Below are 24,038 nucleotides of genomic sequence, written 5' to 3' on the forward strand. Positions count from 1 at the left end.
CGGAAAACCGGGAGAATTGCGGAAAAACACCGCGCAGGAGGAAACATCATGGCATCCGATGACGCCGTATTGCTCAACATCACTGATGCGGTCGCAACGATTACGCTGAACCGCCCGGACCGCATGAATGCCCTTGATCAGGCGATGGTCAGTGGCTTGGCAGCTGCCATGGACAAGATCGAAGCCAACCTTCCCGATATCGGCGCTGTCATCATCGAAGGATCGGGCGGTACTTTCATGGCCGGCGGCGATGTGAAGTTCTTCCATCAGGTGTCAAAAAGCCCGGTCGAAGACACCCGCTCCTCAATCGAAGCATTGATTGATCGGGTTCACGAAATTGTTTTGCGCATCAATGCCCTGCCCCGCCCGGTGATCGCCAAGCTTGAAGGGGCTGTTGCCGGATTTGGCATTAGTCTGATGAATGCCTGCGACCTTGCAATCGCGGCTGAGGAAACCGTTTTCACCCTGGCCTATATCCATATCGGCACCTCGCCCGATGGTGGTGCAACCCATTCGCTGACCCGGTTGGTCGGCATGAAAAAGGCCAAGGAAATCGCGCTGCTTGGCGATCGGTTAGGGGCCGATGAAGCCCATGATTGCGGCCTGATCAACAAGGTCGTCCCGGCAGATCTGCTGGCATCCGCCACGGCAAAATACGCCACCCGTTTGTCCGCCGGACCGCGCGATGCGATTGCCCGCACCAAGGCGTTGCTGAATGCAGCCCCCGAGGCCGATCTGCAAACACAGCTGAAGGCCGAGGCCAAATCATTCGCTGATTGCGCCGCAAGTGCCGATTTCCGCGAAGGCGTCACGGCCTTTGTGGAAAAACGCACGCCGCGTTTTGGCAAATCATAAGAAGAATTCAGGGAAGAATTTGATGACGAGTCTTAAAGGCAAAACACTGTTCATCACCGGCGCATCGCGCGGCATCGGCAAGGAAATTGCCCTGCGTGCGGCGCGCGATGGGGCCAATGTTGCGATCATTGCCAAAACCGATGAACCGCACCCGAAACTGCCCGGCACCATCCATAGTGCGGCTGCCGAGATCGAGGAAGTTGGTGGCAAGGCACTGGCCCTTAAGACCGATATTCGCGATGAAGACCAGATTGCCGAGGCGGTCGCAAAGACGGTCAAAACCTTTGGCGGGATCGACATCCTGATCAACAATGCCAGCGCAATCAATCTGACCCCAACGTTGCAAACCCCGATGAAGCGGTTTGACCTGATGCATCAGGTCAATACGCGTGCGAGCTTTGCCTGTGCCCAGGCCTGCCTGCCGCATCTTCTGAAGTCGGACAACCCACATATCCTGACCATGTCACCACCGCCCAATCTTTCTGCGCAATGGTTTGCCAATCATACGGCCTATACGATTTCAAAATACGGCATGAGCCTGATCACGCTTGGTCTGGCAGCCGAGTTTGCCGATGAAGGGGTGGCCGTCAATTCGCTTTGGCCGGTCACGGTGATTGAGACCGCGGCACTAAACATGATCCCCGGTCTTGAGCAGGGCCGTGCACGCACACCGCAAATTCTGGCCGATGCGGCGCATGCCATCTTGACCGCGCCATCGCGCGAAATTACCGGGGGCTTCTTTACCGATGAAAGTGTGCTTGAGGCCATCGGTGTCACCGATTTCGAACAATACAACCTGACCCCCGGCAAGCCGCCCTATCCGGACTTCTTCCTGGAGCTTGATCGCAACGGCAGGAACGACCCGCAGGTTGCAAAACTTCTTACGAAACTGGGCCGCTTTCACAAAGCAGCCTGACCGTCATGGCGCCGGGGAAGTGTGTGCCTCGGCGTCTCGTAGGGGCCTGATTTTACGGCTGTGGATGATCTGCACTGGAAATCGGGCTCTCTCGCCCGCTGAACTAAACCCGCCCTTTGTGGCGGGTTCTTTTTTGCGCAAACACCATACAAGTTGCGCACATAAAGGCACCGCCACGGGGAGAATGGCGGTGCCGCCTTCGCATTAAACGCTAGACGTTGAGGGATATGATGAAAAAGCGTGAAGCGAAGGAGTGGTTATAAGGTTCAGGAAGCGCGGCGTTCCAGTGACTGACGCGGCATTTCACAAGCAACAAGACCTGGCGTCGGCAACATCATCTGTACCGAGAGAGCCATGCCAAGGTCGCGGTGATCGCGTTTGGTATCAAGGAAGTGTTCCGACCAGATGCCGTCACGGTTGGCTGACAGAAACGCACAACGCAGCATCGAAAAACGGCTTGATCCATGGCAGTTATGCTCGCCAGTCACCTGTGCAAGCCAGCCGGCAATTGCATCATGGGCAGCCTGATCAAGGATGTCCTGCATGCTGGCCCGGTCACTGGCTGCAATGCTGTCTTCGGCCAGCGCATCGCGAAGGGCGTTGATCATGCGCTGACTGGCCTGCGGAGAGTTGACACTGAATGAACGCAACCACGCACGTGCCGTGTCTTCGATCAAACGCGTCATCGCTGCCGATTCAAACGCGGCATAGGTGAAACCCTTTGATGCAATGGTCATGTCAGTCATTCGTCTGGCCCTCCGGGCGGTGAACAATCAGCGGGACTTAACGCTTCGTTAAGAATGAATATCGCTGAAAAAACGCGGGATAATTTGCTCTAATCTGGGCGTTTTTGTGGCGTCGAGAATCTTTTGAAAACAAACCACTAGCTTGCTGGCTTCGGACCTTCGGCCGTGATGTGATCCCGCCCTGCCATGATCTGATCAAGCGGCTTGACCGGCCAGGACAGAATCAGAAGCTTTTCATCGCGCGTCAGGCTTTCAACGCCAAGCCGCGCAAGCTTTTCATAGATGATCCCGATTTCGATCGCGGTACGCGCATCCGGCTTGCGCACCGGCAACAAAGCCGAATGCAGCGCATTGGCGTAAGGATCTTCGATCAGGCGCAGCAACCCGTCTTTGACATCGTCCTCACCACTTTCGGCATTAATCCGCGCCAACGCGCGAAGCTCTTCGGGGCTGTCATATTCCTCAGGGGTCACAAAAAGCTTCATCCGGCGCGCAGCCTTTCCGATGGCAAGGCTGCTGGAATAATGGGTCAGCCACGGCGAAAGCACCAAACCGGCCAGAATGGGCGACAACCACCAGAAGAATGCCGTATCCACAAAGACAGCAATCGCGCCCCAGACCACACCAATCACGATAATGGTGCGATGGGTTTTAAGGGCGGCCTTGAACGGTACCCCGGCATCGTCACGTTCCTGTGCGTCCCAGCCCACCTGATTACCGGTCAGGACCGAAAACACGAATTGGGAATGGAGCATCATCATGATCGGCGCCTGCAAGGCCGAATACAGGGTTTCAAGCAGGCCACTGGCCAATACCATTACCCCGCCATACTGTTTGCGATCACGACCAAGACAGACCATCAGGATCGAGATGATCTTGGGCAGCACCAGCATGCCGATGGTAAAGATCAGCAACACTAGCATTTCAAACGACCGATCCACCGGCCATTGCGGAAACATGGTGAACTGACCGGGGAAGAAGCTATAGGTCAGCTGGGTGTTCTGAAGGGTCGCAATTGTCGAGCTCAGCAACAGCAAAAGCCACAGCGGCGATGATACAAAGCTCATCACCCCCATAAAGAAATGCAGACGGCTGAGCGGTTTAAATCCCGGTGCCACCATCAGGCGCGCATGCTGCATGTTGCCCTGACACCAGCGCCGGTCACGGATGGCAAAATCAATCAGGTTGGGCGGCAATTCTTCCCAACTGCCTTCAAGCTGCGGGATCAGCCAGCAGCGCCAGCCTGCCTTGCGCATAAAGGCGGCTTCAACGAAATCGTGACTGAGGATATGACCACCCATCGGCGGTTTGCCCGACAGCACTGGCAGGCCACAGCATTCGATAAACGCCTTTGTGCGAATGATCGCGTTGTGGCCCCAATAGTTCGAACTGCCCATGCACCAGAATGACAGACCCGCCGACATGGTCGGGCCATGCACGCGCGAAATGAATTGCAGGATGCGGGCAAACAGGGTCTGGCGACCGGTGGGCTGCGGCGGGCTTTGAATGATCCCGGCATCCGGGTTGTTTTCCATCAGATAGGCCATATTGACCATGGCCTCGCCAGACATGACGCTATCGGCGTCAAAGACGATCATGTGATCGTAATTGGCGGCATAGGTCTCGCAGAATTCCTTAAGGTTGCCTGATTTGCGTTCAGTGTTCTCTGCGCGGCGGCGGAAGAAAATCTTGCCACGTGCATTCAGATCCGAGCAGGCCTTGGCCCACGCCATTTCCTCGGCAATCCAGATATCGGGATCGCGGGTATCAGACAGCAGAAAGAAATGAAACGCATCAAGTTCGCCGGTCGCAGCCAGACTTTCATAGCTCGCGCGCAATCCGGCAAAGACGCGGTTGGGATCTTCGTTATAAACCGGGATCACCACCACATTCTTGGATCGCAGGCGCCCTTTGCGCGCAATTGGCTTCAGGCGTTTGAGCGTGATCGCATCAAGTTTCAGACCACGCAAAACCAGCCCGACAATGCCGGTAAAGAACGACAACGAAATCCAGGCAAAGTTGATAGTAAAGAACGCCACAACCACCATCTCCATGATGGTCAGCTGATCCGCACCCAGAACATCGGTCATCAACCAGGCCGCATAGGCAGTCGCCGCAATCGATGCCCCAAACAGGAAAATCCGCCGCGATCCGACACCGGGGCCGCGCAGTTTGACCGTCGGATCACAAGATGCATCCTCTGATCGCCCTGCGGGTATGGTCCCTTTTGCGGGTGTATTGGCGGCTTCTGTCATCTGGCTCTTCTGGGGTTATCTGTTTCTGGCAATTGAGGCGCTTGATCCCGCAGGATCAGAAGGCCCACGGCATGGTCCAGGTCTCGCTCAGGACCTTGTTCTGATACAACAAGAAGACCCTGAGATTGCTTGATGTCGCATCGCCGGTATTAACCAGGTCAAAGAACACACGTACGCCACCATTTTCCGGATCGGGCAGAATGCGGATGTTACGGACTTCGCCCTTTGATGCGCTGATATCAGCCCGCAAGTTATTGGCATCCTTGATGAAATAGTCCAGATCACCACCGGCGAAGTTCAGCACAAAGCGCGTGCCGGACCGATCTTCATCACCTTGGCTGGCCAAACGCTGGATACGGGTATCGGTTGCTTGCGCCATGCCATGCAAACCTGTGCCATCGCGGGTCGCGGTAACACTGTATTCGACCTGCATTTCACCGCCGGCGGTCGGCTTGGTTTCCGGCACCCAATAAGCAACGATATTGTCGTTGGTTTCCGACGGGCTCGGGATTTCGACCAGTTCGATATGGCCCTTGCCCCATTTGCCCTTCGGCGTTACCCAGTAGCCCGGCTGCTGGTCAAAGCGTTTTTCCAGATCCTGATAGTGATCGAAATTGCGGTCACGCTGCAAAAGGCCGAAGCCGATGGGGTTTTCATCCAGGAACGAGCTCATCTGCAGGTGCTGGGGATTATCCAGCGGACGCCATAACCATTCACCGCGTCCATTATTGATCAGAAGACCGTCGCTTGAATGGACTTCACCGCGATAATCATCAAAGAACCGACGGCGCTGTTCGCCAAACAGGAACATGCCATTTAGCGGCGCAATGCCGATCTTCTCCACCCCGTCGCGGAAGAACAGATGGGCCTTGATGTCGGCCTGGCTCCGGTTGCCGGGCGTAATATCAAACTGATAGGCACCGGTTATCCGTTCACTGTCGAGCAACGCGAACACCGTGATGGTATTTGCGCCATCCTTTGGCTCGACAATCCAGAATTCACGAAAGACCGGGATTTCCTCGCCGGTTGGACCGGCAAGATCCACGGCAAGGCCCCGCGCCATCTGGCCGATTGATTGGCCCTGACCCTGAAGGCGGAAATAGGATGCGCCGAGAAAACGGGTCAGCTCATCATTGCTGGTGACATCAGAAAGCGGATAGCGCAGGCGGAACCCGGCATAGTTTTGCGTCGAAAAATCATTCCCCGACAGGCCGGTCTTGCCGAAATCAAACAGTCCGGCAGAGTACGGAATGACCTGAACTTCGCCGCCGCGCACCAGATTGATGGTTACCGGCACGTCGTACATGGTGCCCGGATGAAACAGCTCCAGACTGAAATCGGTCTCGGCCGGATTAAAGAAGGCACGCTGCGACTTGAAGCGGATCTGTGCGTAATCTTCTGCGCTCAGGGCTGAAAGTGCCTCGGGCAGTTCGCGATGCGGATTAACGAACGGCTGTTTGGCAAGGTTACGCGCAAGGTTGGTCACCATTGCCGGATCGAACATCACCGGTTTGGAGACGTTTGGCTGTTTTTCGGCATCAGACACGGCATTTTCAACCGTGTCTTCCGGCGATGCTGCAGTATCGGCCGTCTGTTCGGCCGGTGCGGTTTGCCCAGACGCTGGAACCGGCGCTGAAACTGGTGCAGACGCATTTCCCTCGGCACTCTGTGGGACAGGTGCCGGATCACTTTCCTGTGCATGGATGGCCGCAGGCCCGCCGATCATGATCAACGCGGACGCGGCAGCACCCAAAAGAACACGTCTGAGGGGCAGCTTGCTATGCTGCTGAAAATGTTGCGTCATGCTCTTATATGCTACCAACCGTTGGATTTTTCCGAATTTATTGGTTGCTGTTGTGCACAGAAAACAGGGCAGGAATGTGTCGTCATCAGGGTAAGAATCCGCAAAGCCACCACCGATCAGTTGCCCGAAAGGATTGCTTTAATCCCGGACATGTCATTGGCAAAGCGTCATTTTTGCATGGGCAGCAACGGAAAAACGCTGCAAAGAACCGCTTGACGGAAACGCAAAACCGTTTGTCAAACCGCTGATTGAAACGCGCCGCTTTCCGCGCTGGAATCGGCGTGCAATTCACGCGGGGACATGTTGTGACGCTGCTGGATAGCCCGTGCCAGTGCCGTTGTGCTGCGATAACCGACTTGCCCCGCCACCGCTTGCAGCCTTTTGCCATCGCGCAACAACCCAAACGCCAGATCAAGACGAATGGTTTGCAAGAAATCACCGGGCGATGTGCCCAGCAAATCGCGAAACCGGGCTGCAAAGCTCGCCCGCGACATACCGGCAATTTCCGCCTGTCGTTCAATCGACCAGTTTTCGCCGGGTTTCTGATGAAGTTCACCCACCACGCGCGCAATCCGCGGATCACGCATGGCGGCCAGAATGCCCGGACGGACAAGGTTCTTGGCCTGACAATGGCGCAACACCATCAGCAACAGCAGATCAACCAGAAGATTGATTGCCGTGCGTTGCCCGGGCTGCCCGCCCTGTGATTCCGAAAACAGCTGATTGGTGATGGCCTCAAGCCCGGGGAGCTCGTCAAAGGGCAAGACCAGATATTCCGGCAAGCCCAGTTTAGCCGGGCTTAGACCAATATCGGGGAAATCAAGATTGGCACAGACCATTGCCGCGCCACCTGTGGGCGTCTCGATATCGTGGGGCACCGGATATCCGAAAAGAACCACGCCGGGGCGATCCAGTATCGCCTTTTCGCGCCCGTCAAAAAGGACCCGCATCGTGCCATTTTGCAAAACATGCAGCATGCCTTGCTGTTGCGATGGCAGATCCATTCGTCCTTGGTGATGGCTACTGCCGCAATGGGTTCCGGCAAAAATCACATCACCGCGCGGGTGATGTCCGGCAAAAAGATCGGACAGGACATCCTTCTCAGACGAATTGCGTGCTTCCTCAGACAACAAGTCACTTCTCCGACGATAGGCTGTTTTCAGATTTCAAGACGCCCTCTTGATGAACCAGTTCCGTGATCGCCTGCCAGTAAAGACCCGGTGATCACCCCGTGAAGGAGATGAAAAATGACCAAGCGTTCCAGTTTCGTGCGTTCCGCAGCCCTCGCCGCCGCCTTGGGTATTTCCGCAGTTGGCAGCATTGTCGCCATCAGCGCACCGGCGTCAGCCGCACAGGAAGTCCATATTGTTGAAGGCTACGCCCTGCAGGGTTTTGACCCGGTTGCCTATTTCACCGTCGGTGCCCCGACCCCGGGCAACTCCGAGTTCAAGGCCGAGCATGGTGGTGCGACCTATCGCTTTGCCAGTGCAGAAAACCGTGACCTGTTCAACGCAAACCCGGAAAAATACGCACCGCAGTATGGCGGGTTCTGCGCCTTTGGTGCGGCAATGGGCCGTAAATTCGGTGCAGATCCGCAGGCATGGCGCATCGTTGACGACAAGCTGTATCTGAACCTGAACAAGGAAATCCAGCAGCGCTGGGTTGCCGATATCCCCGGCTTCATTCGCGGTGCTGATCACAACTGGGAAATCATCGAAACGATCGAAGACGCCAAGCTGGCTGATGAGAAAATGGCCCCCAAAGGCCTGACCATCGGCGCACAATAATCCCGGGCGCGGAATGCCATGATCCGGGTTCCTCCCTGGCTCCCTGTTGCCCGGTATGACAATGGCCGGCCCGAATGAACGGGCCGGCCATTTGTTTTTTTGATCTGTGAAAGCCGCGATCAGTATCCGACAGCACAACCATCCTTGCGCGGGTCCGAGCCGGCAACGTACCCGGCATCGGTTTTGGCAATCAGCTGTGCGCCGCCAAATCCGAAGTTGGTGCTGTCAGGTGTTTCGACCTTGATCACATGGCCTTTGGCCTTGAGTGCGTCGATCACATCCGCCCCCACCGATGTTTCCACCGCAACATTCAGCCCCGAAAGCGCCTGCCAACGCGGCGCATCGGCCGCGGTTTGCGGATCTTGTCCCCAAAGCTGGGTACGGAGCGTCATCTGCAAATGGCCCTGTGCCTGCATCGGGCCGCCCATGACGCCAAAGCTCATGACCGGGTTGCCATCAAGGCCCATCAGGAAGGCCGGAATGATCGTCTGGAACGGACGTTTACCGCCCTTGACCAGATTGGGATGACCATCTTTCAGGCTAAAGCCGTGACCACGGTTCTGCAGACTGATTGAGGTGCCCGGTACAACAACACCAGACCCAAAGCCCATATAGTTCGACTGGATGAACGACACCATCATGCCGTTTTCATCAGCCGTACTGACATAAACCGTGCCACCATGTTTGGGCGCACCGGCCTTGAAATCCTGTGCCTTGTTGGCATCAATCAATGCCGCCCGCGATTTCAGGTAATCATCAGACAAAAGATGTTCGACCGTGACATCGGTCATATAATCCAGATCGGCGACATAGGCTTGCATATCGGCAAAGGCCAGTTTCATGGCCTCGATCTCAAGATGAAGTGCCTCGACCGAGTCCGGTTCATAATCGGTAATGTTGGTATGGCGCAAAATGCCCAGCGCGATCAGGGCCGAAATCCCCTGCCCGTTTGGCGGAATTTCATGCAGCTTCACATTACCAAAGCTTTGCGAAATGGTGCCGACCCAATCGGCCTTGTGATTGCCAAGGTCTTCTTCCGATAGGGCCGCACCATGATCCTTGGCAAAGGCGGCAATCTTGCTGGCCAGTTTGCCGCGATAGAAACTCTCGCCCTTGGTTTCAGCGATATCAATCAGGCTTTCGGCCGCTGCCTTGTTGACAAACAGCTCGCCCGCCTTGGGGGCCTTTCCGCCCGGCAGGAACGCCTCGGCAAAGCCCGGCTGTTTGCCAAGCAAATCACCGCCCTTTTCCCAAAGGGTGGCGATGATTGGTGATACGGCAAAACCGCGGGTCGCATATTCGATGGCCGGTTCGAACAGTTTTTCGAACGGCAACTTGCCGAACTTTTCAGAAATCTCACGCCAAGACGATACCGCACCCGGTGTGGTGACCGATTCCCAACCGCGCTGTGGCATGGTGTCAGAACCGGCAAAGCGTTCCGGGTTCCAAGCCGCAGGCGCACGGCCAGATGCATTCAGACCATGCAGTTCCTTGCCATCCCAAATGATGGCATAGGCATCCGATCCAAGACCGTTACCGGTCGGTTCAACCACGGTAAGCGCAATCGCAGATGCAAGTGCAGCATCGGCGGCATTACCACCGGCCCACAGCATCCGCAAACCGGCCTGGGCTGCAAGCGGCTGGGATGTTGAAACCATATTGCGCGCCAGCACCGGGGACCGGCGTGAGGCATAAAGCGCGTCGTGACGAAGTTTCATGGAAGTCTCCTAATCCTTAATCGCCGTCTTGTTCATCGGTGGCAGGACGGTCTTTTTTGCGCATCTTCAGCACCGAACGGATACTGAAGATGACTGAAAGAAGGGCAGCCGCCAGCAAAACGGCGGAAATCGGACGGGTAAAGAACACCGTCCAGTCACCGTCACTCATCAGCGCGCGGCGCAGGTTGGTTTCGGCAATTGGCCCCAAAATGACGCCCAGCACCAGCGGTGCCAGCGGGTAATCAAGCGACTTCAATCCATAGCCGACAAGTCCAATCGCACCGAGCAGATAAAGATCCGTCACCCGGTTATTGAGCGCAAAGGCCCCGATCACACAACAAATCATGACAGTCGGCACGATGAACTGTTTGGGAATGTCGGTCACGCGCAGGAACAGGCGCATCGACAACACACAGACCACCAGCATCATGAGCGACGCCACAACCATGGCAACGAACATGCCATAGGCCAGATCGGCATTGTCCATGATCAGGCGCGGGCCAACCGAAATGCCATGCACCATCAAAGCCGCCATCAGGATGGCATCGACTGCCGATCCCGGAATACCCAGTGCAATCATCGGAATAAGGCCACCACCGGCCGTGGCAGAGTTCCCGGCCTCGGACGCAATCACGCCATCGGGGTTGCCCTTGCCAAATTCATCGGGATTTTTGGAACTGCGCTTGGCCTGATCATAGGCCAGAAGGTTCGCGATCGAGCCACCGGCACCCGGAAGTGCGCCGATAAACACACCAATAAGCGAGGAGCGCACCAGATTGACCGGATGCATCAGAACTTCACGCATGACCGCCCAGGTCTTGAATTCGATGACATCGGGAATAAGCGCATCACTGCTTGGGCCTTTGCCATGATCCTCAAGCTCGCCCATCAGCTGACTGATGGCAAAGATCCCGATCAAAACCACAAGGAACGGCAGACCCGGCATCAGGATCGACGACTCAAACGTCAGACGCGGCTGGCCCATCATCGGGTCGGGGCCAATGGTCGCAAGACCAAGGCCAATCACCCCGGCAATCAGACCGCGCATCAACGAATTGCCCACAAGGCTTGCGACAATGGTCAGCGCAAAGACGATCAGCGAGAAATATTCCCAAGGGCCAAGCTTGACCGCAATCATCGCAAGCGGCGGGGCCGCAATGATCAGAACGATGGTCGAAATAACAGTCCCGAAGAAGGACGACCAGACACCAAGCGAAAGGGCGCGTCCCGGTTCACCACCGCGCGCCATCGGGTAGGCATCAAAGGTGGTTGCGACTGAACTTGGTGTACCCGGAATCCCCAGAAGGGCGGCACTGATCAGGCCACCGGTGTAACCACCGACATAAACCGACAGCATCACCGAAACGCCCTGCAACGGACCCATCGTAAAGGTCAGCGGCAAGGTCAGAATGATCGCCATGGTCACGGTGAAGCCCGGAATTGCGGCTGCGACGATCCCGGCAACGGAACCGATCAGCATGTAAATCAGGGTATCGAATGCGAAAACCTGATGTGCACCGGCAAGAAATGCATCCAACATCATCGTAAAACTTTATCTAGCCCGCAAACAGCACGCCGCGCGGGAGGAACACGTTAAAGACTTCTGCAAACAGCATGTTCAAGCCGACCGAGAAAATCACGGCGGCGATCAGCGACTGGAAGAGGGTCTTTTTGGAAATACCTGCGATCATCAATTGCGCGATCAGCAGAAACACAAAGGTGGTCAGCGAAAAGCCACCAAGCGGCAGCAACAGCAGATAGACCACCAGAAGCCCGAACAGCGCAAAGGAATAGCGCCGGGCAACAAGCCATGCACCCAATGATGCCCCAAGACGGTTTGCACCGCCGGCCTTGCGGATATCAATCACCGCACGCACCGCTGCGATCAGGCATAAAACCGCAAGCACCCCGAAAACCAGCTCCGGGAAGGAACCCGCCCCAAGCGGCTCCCAGCGCGAGGTCGGCAACGTGCTGGCCCGCAGGCTCAGAAACGCAGCACCCAAACCGATAACGATATAGGAAATCAGCCGTGCGACTTCAGTTCTTGCACGAAGAGCAGCGGACGCACCTGCGTCCGCTGCTGCTGCTTTCGCAGTCGTCTGACTCATCCCTGAAGTTTGCCGACAACTTTGTCGACTTCACCGTCAAGTTTATCGAGATAGGCTTTGTATGCCTCGTGACCGAGATAGATGTCAGCCGAACCGGCATTGGTCATCTTTTCGCGGATATCAGGCAGGGACATTGCCTTTTCAAGCGCAGCATCAAGAGCCTCGACGATCTCGTCCGGGGTGCCGGCCGGAAGAACAACACCACGGGTCACCGCCATCGAAAGATCATAACCCTGTTCGGCCATGGTCGGGACATCCGGCTCTTCGGAAGTACGTTCTTCGGTGCCGACACCGGCAAAGATCAGGTCGCCGTTTTTCACAAACTCGCTGGCCGATGCAACGTCACCGATCACGATGTCAACATTGCCGCCAACAGCCGCACGGATACGCTCGCCAGTGTCGCGGAAACCGACATAGCTGAACTGAACGCCAAGAGCTTCTTCGATCATTGCCATGTGAAGATGCGGAACACCACCAAGGGTCACACCGGCGCGTACGGCACCCGGGTTTGCTGCGGCATATGCCTTGAGCTCTTCTAGGTTGGAGAAGTTGTCATTCTTCGACAGCACCAGATACTGCGGCGACGACGTCACCAGAGCCACCGGAATGAAGTTTTTGTAGCTGAGCTCGGTGATGCCAAGCTTGTTGGCGGTGTAAAGGCCTTCGTGGATCTGCGAAATGGTATAGCCATCAGCCGGACGTTTGGCGAATTCGGCCAGACCAACGGTGCCACCGACACCTGGCATATTGACGATCGGCACGGCCTGACCGGTGACTTCCGACAGACCCATGGCGACGATGCGCATCAGTGTGTCACTGCCGCCACCCGGGCCCCAAGGCACGATGAATTCGATCGGTTTTTCTGGATAGTCCTGCGCCTGCGCCGGACCTGCGATGGCTGCGGCCAACAAACCGGCAGCGACTGCAATCTTGCGGAACATGTATCTTGCCTCCTGATATCTCGCCTGAAATGCGTGAACCATTACTACTTTGGTTCAATCTCTTTGTCAGGACATTGTTGGCAGCAACAAACCAATTTCGCAAGCGCAAAAATAATATTTGGCTTTAAACAAGGATTATCTTGCAGATTTTTACCAAAGATGGATAGTACCACTTATTAATTGATATCATAATTGGTACGGATTGGTTCGAATGTTTGAAATGGATGGCGCCATGAGCCTCTATCTCGTCTGGGGCGCGGCCATGCTGTTTGCTGGCGTCCTTGGCGGGATCATGGCCGGGCTTCTCGGTGTTGGCGGCGGGATTGTGATTGTCCCGGTGCTTTATCATTTTCTGACCACCATGGGTGTCGATGAAAGCCTTCGCATGCAGGTCGCTGTTGCCACATCGCTGACCACAATCATTGCCACGGCAATCTCATCAACGCGCAGCCACTATAAAAAGGGCTCGGTCGATATTGCGCTTCTCAAACATTGGGGCCCGGCGATCATCGTCGGCGTGATCCTTGGTACTGCGATTGGCGGACTGGCCGATGGCCGGGTTCTGACCATCGTGTTTGCCGTTGTCGCCCTGATCGTGGCTGGCAACATGATCCTTGTGAAAGACCGCGAAACCAACGAAACCAAAAACCCGCCAAAATCCGTCTGGGCGGTACTTGGGGTGATTGCCGGAAGCCTTTCGGCCATGATGGGAATCGGCGGCGGCACCATTTGCGTGCCGGTCCTGAATTTCCTTGGCTACGACATCCGCCGCGCAGTTGGCACTTCGGCCGCGATTGGCCTTATCATCGCTCTTCCCGGTACCATCGGCTATGCGATGTCCGGCATTGGTGTCGATGGTCGCCCGCCATTTTCAATCGGCTATGTCAATGTTCTGGCGGCGGCCCTGCTTATTCCGATGACGGTACTGTGTGCACCAATCGGGGCACGTATTGCCCACACCATTCCACGCCGGGCATTGCGCATGTGCTTTGGCCTGTTTCTGGCGATCACGTCTGCGCGGATGTTCTATGACCTTCTGAGCTAGGCATCCTTGCAAACATCTGGGAACAAACAGGAATTGTATATGCTTGTTCTTAGATAAACCACTGGCTTACAATGATAGGTGCGCATTGGTTCGCCAATAGAAACGCATTTGGAAACGTCGATAGAAACGCCATAAAAAATGACCAAAGACCATGACTGAATTCGCGACCCAGGCGCTGGCAGAAAAGCTCAAGACCGGCTTTGCACAGGGGGACTTTGTCAAGGACGGGCGCGTGATCGCCGAACGCACCCTTGCCGAACAGCTTGATGTCGGTCGCCGGGCGCTTCGCAAGGCGCTTGATCAGCTTGAATCCGAAGGCCTGATCTGGCGGCGCCAGGGTCAGGGCACCTTTGTTGGCACCCCGCCAACCCCGCGCCTGCGCAAACTTGAAGGACTGGCCACCAAAACCAGCCCGTTTGAAATCATGGAAGTCCGTCAGGAAATCGAACCATCGATGGCCCGGTTCGCAGCCCTTCGCGCATCACAAGGCGATATTGACGCCATGCGCAGCATGGTCGAAAAGGCCGCCCGCGCAACAACACAGGCCGAATACGAAAAATGGGATGCCGCGTTTCATCAGCGCCTGGCCGAATCGGTCAAGAACACGCTGTTTCTGGCGGTGTTTGAGGCGGTCAATGCGGTCCGCCGCGAAGCGGCATGGGCACGCCTGCGCGAAAGCAGCCATTCAGACACATTGATCGAAGAATTAAGCAATCAGCATCGCGACATCATCAACGCGATTGAGCAACGTGACCCCAAGCGCGCCGAAGACGCCATGCGCCGCCACCTGTCCGAGGTGGAACACGCACTCAAACAAACCTGATCGGATCACGATCTCCTGCCGTTAGCCCTGCGGGGCAAAGTCCGCAAACATCCCGTGATAGGCCTTAAACGGCGGCTTGGCATAGGCACCTGCCTTGCTTGTGCGAAGTCCCAGAAACGCCATGGCCTCGATCATCTTGACCGCCGCACTGACCCCGTCAATCACCGGTACGCCAAGCTCCTCGGTCAGGCGATCGGCAATATCGGTCATTCCCGCACAGCCCAGAACAATCGCCTCGGCATAATCATCAGCAAGGCAAATCTCCGCCTGCTTTTTAAGCGCAGTATATGCCGCCTTGGCATTGGCCCCTTCGAAGTCCAGCGTCCGCACACCGGCGGCCCGGACGACACATTGCGATGACGCCCCGTATTTCGAAACCAGATGCTCAAGCGGCCGGACCGAAACCGGCATCGGGGTGACAATCGCAAAGCGCGATGACACGGCCGCCGCCATACGCAGGGCCGCCTCGCACAGCCCCAGCACCGGCGCACCGGTCAGACAGCGCGCAGCATCAACCCCGGTATCATCAAAGCACGCAACCACATAGCCGCCGATTGGATCAGATTCCTGTTCGGGTGCGGCTTCGAGTTCGCGAATGACCGAGAGCAATCCGACACTGGCAAAGGCCTCGTCATAATAACCCTCAATACTATCCGGCCCGAAAGTCGGGTTGAGTGCCAAAACCTGCGTTGTTGGCCCAACAATCCTTTGTGCCTGTTCACCCACCTTTTTGGTGAAGCCGGTCGACATATTGGGATTGATAACGGCAATGCGGCTCATGCTTTTTGTCCTTTGCGGCGGCGCATGATGGCAACCGCGCCCAATGCCAGTGCGATCACCAGGAACGAGAACCCGGTGGTTACCGTGCCCAGCGCATAAAGCACCGGTGTGGTGACGTTGGTCGTCATGCCATAGATCTCAAGCGGCAGGGTATTGAGCGCGCCAGCCGTCATCAGGGTGCGGGCAAATTCATCGTAGGACAGGGTGAACGAGAACATCGCAACCCCGATCAGGCTTGGCCCCACCATCGGCAAAACAACATATTGAATGGTTTGCCAGTTGCTTGCGCCCAAATCGCGCGCAGCTTCCTCATAAGACGGATCAAACCGGTTAAACACCGCAAACATGATCAGAAGACCGAACGGGAACGTCCATGTCAGATGCGCACCAAGGGCCGAGGTAAACCATTGTGGCTGCCATTCAACGATATTGAACAGCAAACCGATGCCCAGCGAAATCAGGATCGACGGTACAATCAGGCTGGCAATCGCAAGATAAAAAATCACGCTGTCGCCCCGGAACCGCTTGCGGAACGCAAGACCGGCCATGAAGGACACGACAACCGTCACCACCATGACAATCAGGCCAAGTTTAAGCGATCTGCTGAACGATCCACCAAAGTCACCAACGGCCTGTTGTTCAAACAGATTGCCAAACCAGTGGAACGAGAACCCGTTCATCGGGAAGGTCAGACCGCCATTTTCCCCCTGAAAGGACAGAATGAAAATCGTCAGCATCGGGCCATACAGAAACAGCACGAACAGCGCAAAGAAGGCCGCAAGGAAATAGAAGCTGGTCGGGCGGCGTTCACGGGTTTTGGTGAGTAATGCCATGATCACAGCTCCTTGCGGATATCAACAAGACGCAACAACGCGGTCACGATCAGCAAAACCGTGATCAGCAAAACCACCGCACTGGCGGCTGCGGCCGGATATTGCAGAAGTCCGATTTCATTGGAAATCTGCAAACCGACCGAGGCACTTTGCCCGCCACTCATCAGACGGACCGTGATGAAATCACCCATCACCACCGTGATGACAAAGATCGACCCGATGGCAATGCCGGGCTTGGACAGCGGGACAATGACGGATTTCAAGGTTTCGAACCCGCTGGCCCCGGCATCGCGCGCCGCCTCGATCAAGGACCGGTCAATGCGCATCATGGAATTGAAGATCGGCACCACCATGAACAGGGTGTAAAGGTGGACATCTGCCAAAACGACTGCGAAATCGGAAAACAGAAGGAATTCAAGCGGCTGATCGACAATCCCCAGATTGATCAGGGCAGAATTCAAAAGCCCGTTACGCCCAAGAAACGGGATCCACGAAATCATGCGAATGATGTTCGAGGTCCAGAACGGAATGGTGCACAGCATGAACAAAACGATCTGCCAGGTCAGGCTGCGCACATGAAACGCCAGGAAATATGCGACGGTAAACCCGATCAGCAGGGTAAAGACCCAGGTCAGAACGGCATATTTCAGGGTATTGAGATAGATGCTCCAGGTTACCGAGGAGCCCAGCAGGTACTTGTAGTTCTCTAAAATGAAGTCCGGCAGGATACGATATTCGTCATAGTCCCAGAAACTGACCACAACAATGGTCAGAAGCGGGATGACAAGAAACACCGCAAAGATCAGCGCCATCGGCGAGATCAGGAAATAGGACGATCTTTTTGACGTATCAGAAGCCATGCTCTGTCCTTGAAACCCTGCCAGAAAACCAAAAAGTAAAAACGAATAAATGGGCCCGACATGCTGTCGGAAAATTGAAAATGTAAAATCAGAAAGTCGGGGTGACGGGCGCGACCAAAGCCGCGCCCACCAGATATCTGTCGCAGATTATGCTGCGATGAATTCGTTCCACTTGCGGACCATGTGCTTGTTCTCGTCCATGACGGAGTTCCAGCACGCGACCGAGCCCATACGCTCTTCGTAGGAACCGCCATCGCGAACAGCACCTGCTTTTTCCATGACCTTGCCATCCGGGGAAAGGATGTCGCCTTCGGCGGCTTTGCCTTCCATCCAGAAGCCCCACTCGTCTTCGGACATGAACTTCTTCGCGGTTTCCGGTGCTGCGCTGTAGTAACCCTGACGGTTAAGATACGCACCAACCCAGCCCGACAGGTACCAGTCGATATATTCGTACGCTGCTTCAAGCTCGAGACCCGAAAGGTGCTTGGCAAGACCGATGCCGCCACCCCATGCACGATACCCTTCCTTAAGCGGCTGGTATTTGCAGGCGATGCCTTTGGAACGAACTGCGGCAACGGCCGGCGACCACATGGACTGAATGACAACTTCGCCAGATGCCATCAGGTTGACCGACTCATCGAAGCTCTTCCAGAAGGCGCGGAACTGGCCGGCTTTCTTGGCATCGATCATGACCGCGATGGTCTTGTCGATTTCTTCCTGGGTCATGTTGCCCTTATCGCCATAGGTGACTTCGCCCATGGCTTCGCACACCATCGCCGCATCCATGATACCGATCGACGGAATGTTCAGGATCGATGCCTTGCCCTTGAATGCCGGATCAAGCAGATCGGCCCAGCTGGTGATTTCGCGATCAATCAGGTCGGGGCGAATACCAAGGGTATCTGCGTTATAAATGGTCGGGATCAGGGTCATCCACTGGGTCGGTGCAGATGCAAATTCGACACTGTCGGCACCTTCAACGAAGCCAACCGTATGCGGCGCGGTACCCTGGGCAATTTCTGAATCCGGGGTCAGTTTGCCGTCAATGAACAGCTTGGAGATGTACTGATAGTTTTTGAGCTTGGTGGTATCCATCGGCTGCATGGTGCCGGCCGGGAAGACCTTCTTACAGATCCAGTATTCGATATCGGCAATATCAAACGAGTTCGGCTGGGTCACGGCGCGCTGAGCAACCGCATCAGAATCAAGGGCAGTCATCTGAAGGGTAAAGCCAAGATCTTCTTTGACCTTGTCCGCAACGGCATTGATGTTCGAAACACCGGTACCGAACTGACGCAGGGTAACGTCCTTGATGTTCTGCGCCCAGATGGTCGGGAAGCCGGTGATGGCACCCGAACCGATGGCAGCACCGGTTACAACCGCTGCACCCTTAACGAAGCCACGTCGTGAAACGCCGGTTTCCGTCTCGATTGTTTTCTTCGAAATTTTCTTTTCGATCGTCATGTGAAGCACTCCTGATAGCTTGTTGGTTTATTTCATTCAGGCCAGAACATGGGCATGTTCCGGCTTCCAATAGGCGATGAATTTGTCCAGTCGCCTGACCGGTGCCTGCCGAAATTCGCTTTCGGTCTTCATTAGGGTTATTTCCTTGCCGTCGGCTGTCGTTGCGACAATCCGAACCCACAGGCCGAGATACTCGACCGTGGTAATTTCGACAGGGATCTGACCGTTCTTGCTGTCTGCTGGTGGCGTTTCGTCCAGACCGATCAGGTCGGTACGAATGGTGAATTCGATATCCTCGCCCGCCTTGCCCTCGGCAAAACCGGGCAGGAAGAAACTGTCCGGACCGCGCGCAAGCAACGTACCTGCCGGGCCGGATTCCGAAACGGTGCCTTTGAAGATGTTCTGACCGCCCATGAAGTTCGCGATGAAGCGCGATTTGGGCTGGTTAAAGATTTCGTGCGGGGTGCCTTTCTGGCGAATGATCCCGTCTTCCATCACGACAACCATGTCCGAAAGCGCCAATGCTTCGTCCTGGGCGTGGGTAACGTGAACGAATGTAATGCCCAGCTCCTGCTGAAGGCGGCGCAATTCATCACGCATGCGCGCCCGCAGGAACGGATCAAGGGCCGAAAGCGGCTCATCAAGCAACAGCACGGACGGCTCGGTAATCAGGGAACGCGCCAAAGCAATACGCTGCTGCTGCCCGCCAGAGAGCTGGTCGGGCTTGCGATCTGCAAATTGCTCCATATGGACCCGGGCCAGCATCTCTTTGGCCCGATCTTTACGATCCGATGGGGAGACACCTTGCATCTTGAGGCCAAAGGCAACGTTCTCCGCACAGGTCATGTGCGGGAAAAGTGCGTAATTCTGAAACATCATTGCCGTGCCGCGCTTGACCGGCGGCAGTTCGGTCACATTGCGATCCCCGATCAGAAGATCGCCCTCGCTGATCACTTCATGACCGGCGATCATGCGCAGTGTGGTTGACTTGCCGCACCCCGACGGACCAATCAAACAGCAATACGCCCCTGCCGGAATTTGCAGATCAATCGATTTCACTGCCTGTGTGCTGCCGTAAAATTTACTGACAGCAATCAATTCAATGGCCCCGTTGCCCGTCATCCGCTCACCCGTCGCTGCATGCAAAATTGTTAACAATCATGTCAGCGATCTAAGGCAAGATGCGTGCCACTTGATTTCATTGGCAGTTTTTCAACGAGTCCCGCCAAGCTGTCAAAACTGGCGCGTTTGTTAGGGCTCTCATTCTGCCCGTTTTATGTCCACTTTATGCATATTTATTAATCATCGTGATTTATGTGCGAAAATTATAATCATCTTTGTCTCTGCATGGAAAATAAAGAACCATTTTATGTTGTGCAAATCGTCAACAATTTTGTAGAAATAAAGAACCACCCAACGAACATGAACGATGGAAAGTATCGTCACGATGGCCAAGGCCGAACAGACCGGCAGCTATAAAGGCAGCGAAAAGCTGCGCCCGGAGGAAATGATCTATCACGAGATGCTCGACGCGATCCTGGATCGCCGTCTGGAGCCGGGCATGAAGCTCATCGAGGAAGATCTTGCCAAAACCTTCGGGGTCAGCCGTGCACGCATCCGTGCGACTTTCCTGCAGCTCGCCCATGACAAGCTGATCAATCTGGTGCCCAATCGCGGCGCCTTTGTCGCTGAACCGACCATTGACGAAGCCATCGAAGTCTTTTCCGCGCGCCGCATGATCGAAGATGGCGTGGCGCGCAAGGTCGCCACCAGCATGACCCCGGAACGCGCCGAACAGATCAAGGCGCATCTGGATCGCGAACATGATGCCCATCATCGCGGGGATCATCGCGCTGCCATCATTTTGTCGGGTGAATTCCACCTGTTACTGGCACGGCTTAGCGGCAATCTGGTGATCGAGGAATTCCTTGAACGCCTGATCCTGCGCACGTCGCTGATTATTGCCATGTATGAAAGCCCGCAACCGGTCGATTGCTCCCACACGGAACATGACCAGCTGCTCAACGCCCTGCTTAGTGGCGATCCCGATGTCGCGGCGGCTGAAATGTCACGCCACCTTGATGCCATCCGCGATCGCCTGCAATTGCAGCGCCCAAAACCGGGCAAAACCGATTTTGCCAGCATCTTTGGCCGCATCCCGACCTCGGAAGCCAGCTAAGCCTGTTTGCGATGTTCGGTAACGAACGCCATGCGCTTAGCGCGCATATTCCGTTCACGCATCACGCGGAACCCCGCTCGGATCCTCGCTACCGCGGTGATATTTGAACGTACCCGTCGATGTGCCGATCACATTGCCATCCGCGTCATAGGCAGTTGCCTCAGTAAACACCACCTTGCGTCCGCCGCCCTGCTTGCGGGCAACAACCCGGACCACACCATCCCTCGCCATCCCCAGGAAATTGGTGGTCAATGACAGGGTCAGGGATTTGCGCACATTGCCCGGCACCGGACAGAAACACACAGCATAGCCAGACGCTGTATCCATCAGGGTTGTCAGCACGCCACCATGCAGAATCCCGGCGCGGTTGCAGTGATGGTTTTGTACATCAAGTTCGACCACCGCGTGGTCTTCGGCCCATTCCACAAGGCGATAGCCAAGATGATCCTGCAATCCGCTGCCATGGGCCTGTTCATAGGCCAGATTATCGTGCGTGCCGGTCATGTATAAACCATCCCTGTCGTAAAACTCCCCAAGCTATAGCAGAAATCGCTGAGTGCCGAAAACCGCGATGAGTCGCATGCCTTGACCGGTCCCGACACCGCTCCCAACACAGCGCAAAATCGTCTGAAAAACCGCATCCCCTAATCAATGTTAGGCGATGCAACATGAAATAACGATTTTATTTCAAAGTGATAACAACACCATTCTCCAACCAAGAACGGGATAGCGGTGAAACGAGAATAGTCGTTCGAACCGGCTGTCGATATATCTGTAGTCACCCCAGACACAAACGGTTCTACAAGGATCAAAGCCATGACGACGATTGCTTACAAAGACACCACCAGCATCGAACGCGAAGTCCGTATCGGTTGGTTCACCAGCTTTGTTCGTGCCCTTCAGGTTGCCGTGATCATGAAAGCATCCCAGGCCAAAAACCACGCAGAACTGACTGCGGACTGGAACAAGGCATGGCGTCAGATTGAAGGTTAAGGCACCTGCCTTTCCGTATCGTTTGAGGATGGTGCGACGGTCCTTACATCATCGCACCCTCAAACTTCTTGACGCTTCGGGTTGAACCACCGACAACGGTTCCATGCAAAAGTTTGATATCGTGACCATCCGGCTTTTTGTCGCCATCGTGCGCGCCGGAAGTATCAATGAAGCTGCCCGGCGCGAACATATCGCGACTTCGGCAGTCTCGCGCCGCATTGGCGAACTTGAAGCCATGTTGGGCGTCAAGCTTTTGCGCCGCCTGCCACGCGGGGTCGAACCGACCGAAGAAGGCACGATCTTTGCCCGCTACGGCGAAAAGCTTCTGGGCGATCTGAACCATCTTTCCAACGAATTGCGCGATTTCAACGCCGGTGAAAAGGGCAAGATCTATCTTGCCGCGGTCACCTCGGCGATTTTGACCGGCCTGCCATCGTTCTTGGCCGATTTTGAACGCGATTTCCCGCACATCACTGTCGATGTCCGTGAACTGACGTCGCGCGAAAGTGCCGAGGCCGTCCGTGAAGGCCGCGCTGATCTGGCAATTCTTGCCGATAACAGCCCGCTTGGCGATCTGTCCCATGATGTGTTCTGTGATGATCCGATCTGGGTTGTAACGCCCAAGGGGCATCCGCTGATCCCCAATGCCGATAATCCAAAACCGGTGAAATTTTCCGAAGCCGCCAAATACGACATCATCTCACTGCATGAAGGCGGCGTGATTGATGACCTGATTTCCGAGGCCGCATCAAAAATCAAACTCGACATGCATCCGCATATCAAGGTCGTACGATTTGGCTCCTTGCGGCAGATGATTGCGGCGGGTCTTGGGATTGGTTTCCTGCGCAAAAGCTCGGTCGCGGGCTATATCGGGCATATGAACATCGCAGGCGCGCCGATTGCCGATGACTGGGCCAAACGCCAATTGCTGATTGCCCACGAAGGCAACGCCAATCTGACCAGTGCCGCGCGATTATTCCGCGATTATCTTCTGCGCAAATCGGCGGAAACTCAGTTCAAACCGGTTTTGGGCTGATCCCGCCTAATCAGGCAGAACGCTGTGCGCGTTCCGACCAAAGATCCCGTCCGCTCGGCCCCAGGGGCACTGCCATGCCGCCAAAACGCGCTACATGACGTTCGGCTTCTGCCAGAACAAGACCCGGCAGTTCAGACCACTGACCGATCGGCGCCAGCACCTCGACGCGTTCGTCTGATTTAACATCAAGCAGTTCGGGCAGATCTTCACGCGCGTGCGTTCCACCACCGGCAAGCATAGGCACAATAATCGCCTGCCTGTGGGCGGCGATGTCGCGCCAATCACCAAGCGATGGTGCCCCTTCGATATTACCAATGCAGATTTCCGCACCAACGCAAATCCGCCCCAGACGATCCGCAAGCCGGACTGTTTCGGGAAGCGGATCGGTCAGGGTTTTCAACCCGTGTGGAACAAGAAAGACGGATGTTTCAGAAAGGCTCCAACCACGATTGCGTGCTGATGCATGAACATGCGCAGCGATCATTTCACAAAAGCCCGGAAGGTTGATGGCCGGTGGCAGGATGACAGCATCGCCGAGCCCCGCCTCATGCAATTTGGCTGGCAGCTCTTCAAACACCAGATAGCCTTCACTGAAGAATAGCGGGAAAACAATCAGACGATTGGCATCAGCCGTTTCCTTAAGGATTTCGAGCTGGTCGCTGACAGAAGGCCGGCTTCGCATATAACCGTGGCTGACCCTGCCATTCCAGTCAGGTGCAATTGTCCGCGCAAGGTCCCCTGCCGGATCACCGCCATTACCGCTGTTGCCATGGGACACCATCATGAGTGTCGGCATTTCGAAATGTGGCATGCATCTCACCATAGTCTGCATTGTCTAAAGCGTAGTTTGATATACGCATCATGCAACCATCTGGATCGCCAGACAGGTAAAAAC

23 protein-coding genes are annotated in these 24,038 nt (G+C 55.6%); 8 read left to right on the forward strand and 15 right to left on the reverse strand.

Features of this window, described 5'->3' with window-relative positions:
• The first annotated feature begins 48 nt into the window (after window positions 1-48).
• Together TH4_RS04680 and TH4_RS04685 are read left to right on the forward strand one after the other, a co-directional pair.
• The gene (locus tag TH4_RS04680; protein ID WP_064780140.1) at window positions 49-855 is read left to right on the forward strand and encodes an enoyl-CoA hydratase/isomerase family protein; all 807 of its coding nucleotides are present in this window, start codon (window positions 49-51) and stop codon (window positions 853-855) included.
• A 22-nt stretch (window positions 856-877) separates the two neighbouring features.
• Window positions 878-1,771: an SDR family oxidoreductase gene (locus TH4_RS04685; protein ID WP_064780141.1), complete on the forward strand. Its 894-nt coding sequence runs from the start codon at window positions 878-880 to the stop codon at window positions 1,769-1,771.
• A gap of 266 nt (window positions 1,772-2,037) precedes the next feature.
• Here TH4_RS04685 and TH4_RS04690 read toward each other — a convergent pair whose 3' ends face one another.
• From TH4_RS04690 to TH4_RS04705, 4 genes are all read right to left on the reverse strand, one after another.
• Entirely contained in the window at window positions 2,038-2,517 is a 480-nt protein-coding gene (locus tag TH4_RS04690; RefSeq protein WP_064780142.1) for a hypothetical protein, read from the reverse strand.
• Window positions 2,518-2,654: 137 nt separating this feature from the next.
• Complete coding sequence (gene mdoH, locus TH4_RS04695) at window positions 2,655-4,772, reverse strand: glucans biosynthesis glucosyltransferase MdoH (RefSeq protein ID WP_064780143.1); 2,118 nt, start codon at window positions 4,770-4,772, stop codon at window positions 2,655-2,657.
• A gap of 55 nt (window positions 4,773-4,827) precedes the next feature.
• Window positions 4,828-6,576: an OpgD/OpgG family glucan biosynthesis protein gene (locus TH4_RS04700; protein ID WP_064780144.1), complete on the reverse strand. Its 1,749-nt coding sequence runs from the start codon at window positions 6,574-6,576 to the stop codon at window positions 4,828-4,830.
• A 236-nt stretch (window positions 6,577-6,812) separates the two neighbouring features.
• Window positions 6,813-7,706 carry a cupin domain-containing protein gene (locus TH4_RS04705; RefSeq protein WP_064780457.1) on the reverse strand — a complete coding sequence of 298 codons (894 nt, stop codon included), beginning with the start codon at window positions 7,704-7,706 and terminating at the stop codon, window positions 6,813-6,815.
• Window positions 7,707-7,823: 117 nt separating this feature from the next.
• Here TH4_RS04705 and TH4_RS04710 point away from each other — a divergent pair, with 117 nt between their 5' ends.
• Window positions 7,824-8,363: a YHS domain-containing (seleno)protein gene (locus TH4_RS04710; protein ID WP_064780145.1), complete on the forward strand. Its 540-nt coding sequence runs from the start codon at window positions 7,824-7,826 to the stop codon at window positions 8,361-8,363.
• Window positions 8,364-8,482: 119 nt separating this feature from the next.
• Here the strand turns inward: TH4_RS04710 and TH4_RS04715 are convergent, their stop codons facing one another.
• Genes TH4_RS04715 through TH4_RS04730 form a run of 4 tightly spaced genes read right to left on the reverse strand, consistent with a single transcriptional unit; the run spans window position 8,483 to window position 13,130 of the window.
• Window positions 8,483-10,081: a gamma-glutamyltransferase family protein gene (locus TH4_RS04715; protein ID WP_064780146.1), complete on the reverse strand. Its 1,599-nt coding sequence runs from the start codon at window positions 10,079-10,081 to the stop codon at window positions 8,483-8,485.
• Between the two features lie 16 nt (window positions 10,082-10,097).
• A complete protein-coding gene (locus tag TH4_RS04720) occupies window positions 10,098-11,624 on the reverse strand; it encodes a tripartite tricarboxylate transporter permease (RefSeq protein WP_083996975.1) in 1,527 nt (508 codons plus the stop codon).
• A gap of 13 nt (window positions 11,625-11,637) precedes the next feature.
• Window positions 11,638-12,189 (reverse strand): tripartite tricarboxylate transporter TctB family protein, encoded by a 552-nt coding sequence (locus tag TH4_RS04725; protein WP_064780147.1) that lies wholly within the window; start codon window positions 12,187-12,189, stop codon window positions 11,638-11,640.
• Entirely contained in the window at window positions 12,186-13,130 is a 945-nt protein-coding gene (locus tag TH4_RS04730; RefSeq protein ID WP_064780148.1) for a tripartite tricarboxylate transporter substrate binding protein, read from the reverse strand. The genes TH4_RS04725 and TH4_RS04730 overlap by 4 nt, the downstream gene beginning before the upstream one ends.
• A 211-nt stretch (window positions 13,131-13,341) precedes the next feature.
• Between TH4_RS04730 and TH4_RS04735 the strand changes: the two genes are divergently transcribed.
• A complete protein-coding gene (locus tag TH4_RS04735; RefSeq protein ID WP_063086478.1) occupies window positions 13,342-14,175 on the forward strand; it encodes a sulfite exporter TauE/SafE family protein in 834 nt (277 codons plus the stop codon).
• Between the two features lie 151 nt (window positions 14,176-14,326).
• Complete coding sequence (locus TH4_RS04740; protein WP_064780149.1) at window positions 14,327-14,998, forward strand: FadR/GntR family transcriptional regulator; 672 nt, start codon at window positions 14,327-14,329, stop codon at window positions 14,996-14,998.
• A 21-nt stretch (window positions 14,999-15,019) separates the two neighbouring features.
• Here TH4_RS04740 and TH4_RS04745 read toward each other — a convergent pair whose 3' ends face one another.
• The 5 genes from TH4_RS04745 to TH4_RS04765 all read right to left on the reverse strand — a co-directional run bounded on the left by TH4_RS04745 (window position 15,020) and on the right by TH4_RS04765 (window position 20,057).
• The gene (locus tag TH4_RS04745; protein WP_064780150.1) at window positions 15,020-15,778 is read right to left on the reverse strand and encodes an aspartate/glutamate racemase family protein; all 759 of its coding nucleotides are present in this window, start codon (window positions 15,776-15,778) and stop codon (window positions 15,020-15,022) included.
• A complete protein-coding gene (locus tag TH4_RS04750; RefSeq protein ID WP_064780151.1) occupies window positions 15,775-16,611 on the reverse strand; it encodes an ABC transporter permease in 837 nt (278 codons plus the stop codon). The genes TH4_RS04745 and TH4_RS04750 overlap by 4 nt, the downstream gene beginning before the upstream one ends.
• A 2-nt stretch (window positions 16,612-16,613) precedes the next feature.
• Window positions 16,614-17,471 (reverse strand): ABC transporter permease, encoded by an 858-nt coding sequence (locus TH4_RS04755; protein WP_008888643.1) that lies wholly within the window; start codon window positions 17,469-17,471, stop codon window positions 16,614-16,616.
• Between the two features lie 147 nt (window positions 17,472-17,618).
• A complete protein-coding gene (locus TH4_RS04760) occupies window positions 17,619-18,935 on the reverse strand; it encodes an ABC transporter substrate-binding protein (protein WP_064780152.1) in 1,317 nt (438 codons plus the stop codon).
• Window positions 18,936-18,971: 36 nt separating this feature from the next.
• Complete coding sequence (locus tag TH4_RS04765; protein ID WP_064780153.1) at window positions 18,972-20,057, reverse strand: ABC transporter ATP-binding protein; 1,086 nt, start codon at window positions 20,055-20,057, stop codon at window positions 18,972-18,974.
• A gap of 307 nt (window positions 20,058-20,364) precedes the next feature.
• On the opposite strand from TH4_RS04765, the gene TH4_RS04770 reads away from it, so the two are divergent.
• On the forward strand, window positions 20,365-21,114 hold the full coding sequence (locus TH4_RS04770) for a GntR family transcriptional regulator (protein ID WP_008888646.1): 750 nt from the start codon (window positions 20,365-20,367) through the stop codon (window positions 21,112-21,114).
• Between the two features lie 54 nt (window positions 21,115-21,168).
• On the opposite strand, the gene TH4_RS04775 is transcribed toward TH4_RS04770, so the two are convergent.
• Window positions 21,169-21,618, reverse strand: a complete 450-nt coding sequence (locus TH4_RS04775) for a PaaI family thioesterase (protein ID WP_083996976.1) — start codon at window positions 21,616-21,618, stop codon at window positions 21,169-21,171.
• A 312-nt stretch (window positions 21,619-21,930) separates the two neighbouring features.
• Between TH4_RS04775 and TH4_RS20615 the strand changes: the two genes are divergently transcribed.
• Both TH4_RS20615 and TH4_RS04780 read left to right on the forward strand, forming a co-directional pair.
• Entirely contained in the window at window positions 21,931-22,107 is a 177-nt protein-coding gene (locus tag TH4_RS20615) for a hypothetical protein (protein WP_157097706.1), read from the forward strand.
• Window positions 22,108-22,210: 103 nt separating this feature from the next.
• The gene (locus tag TH4_RS04780; RefSeq protein ID WP_064780154.1) at window positions 22,211-23,143 is read left to right on the forward strand and encodes a LysR family transcriptional regulator; all 933 of its coding nucleotides are present in this window, start codon (window positions 22,211-22,213) and stop codon (window positions 23,141-23,143) included.
• 10 nt (window positions 23,144-23,153) lie between these two features.
• On the opposite strand, the gene TH4_RS04785 is transcribed toward TH4_RS04780, so the two are convergent.
• Window positions 23,154-23,954 (reverse strand): CbiX/SirB N-terminal domain-containing protein, encoded by an 801-nt coding sequence (locus TH4_RS04785; protein ID WP_064780155.1) that lies wholly within the window; start codon window positions 23,952-23,954, stop codon window positions 23,154-23,156.
• Window positions 23,955-24,038: the final 84 nt, after the last annotated feature.

Source organism: Thalassospira tepidiphila MCCC 1A03514, from assembly GCF_001662875.1.
GTDB lineage: Bacteria > Pseudomonadota > Alphaproteobacteria > Rhodospirillales > Thalassospiraceae > Thalassospira > Thalassospira tepidiphila.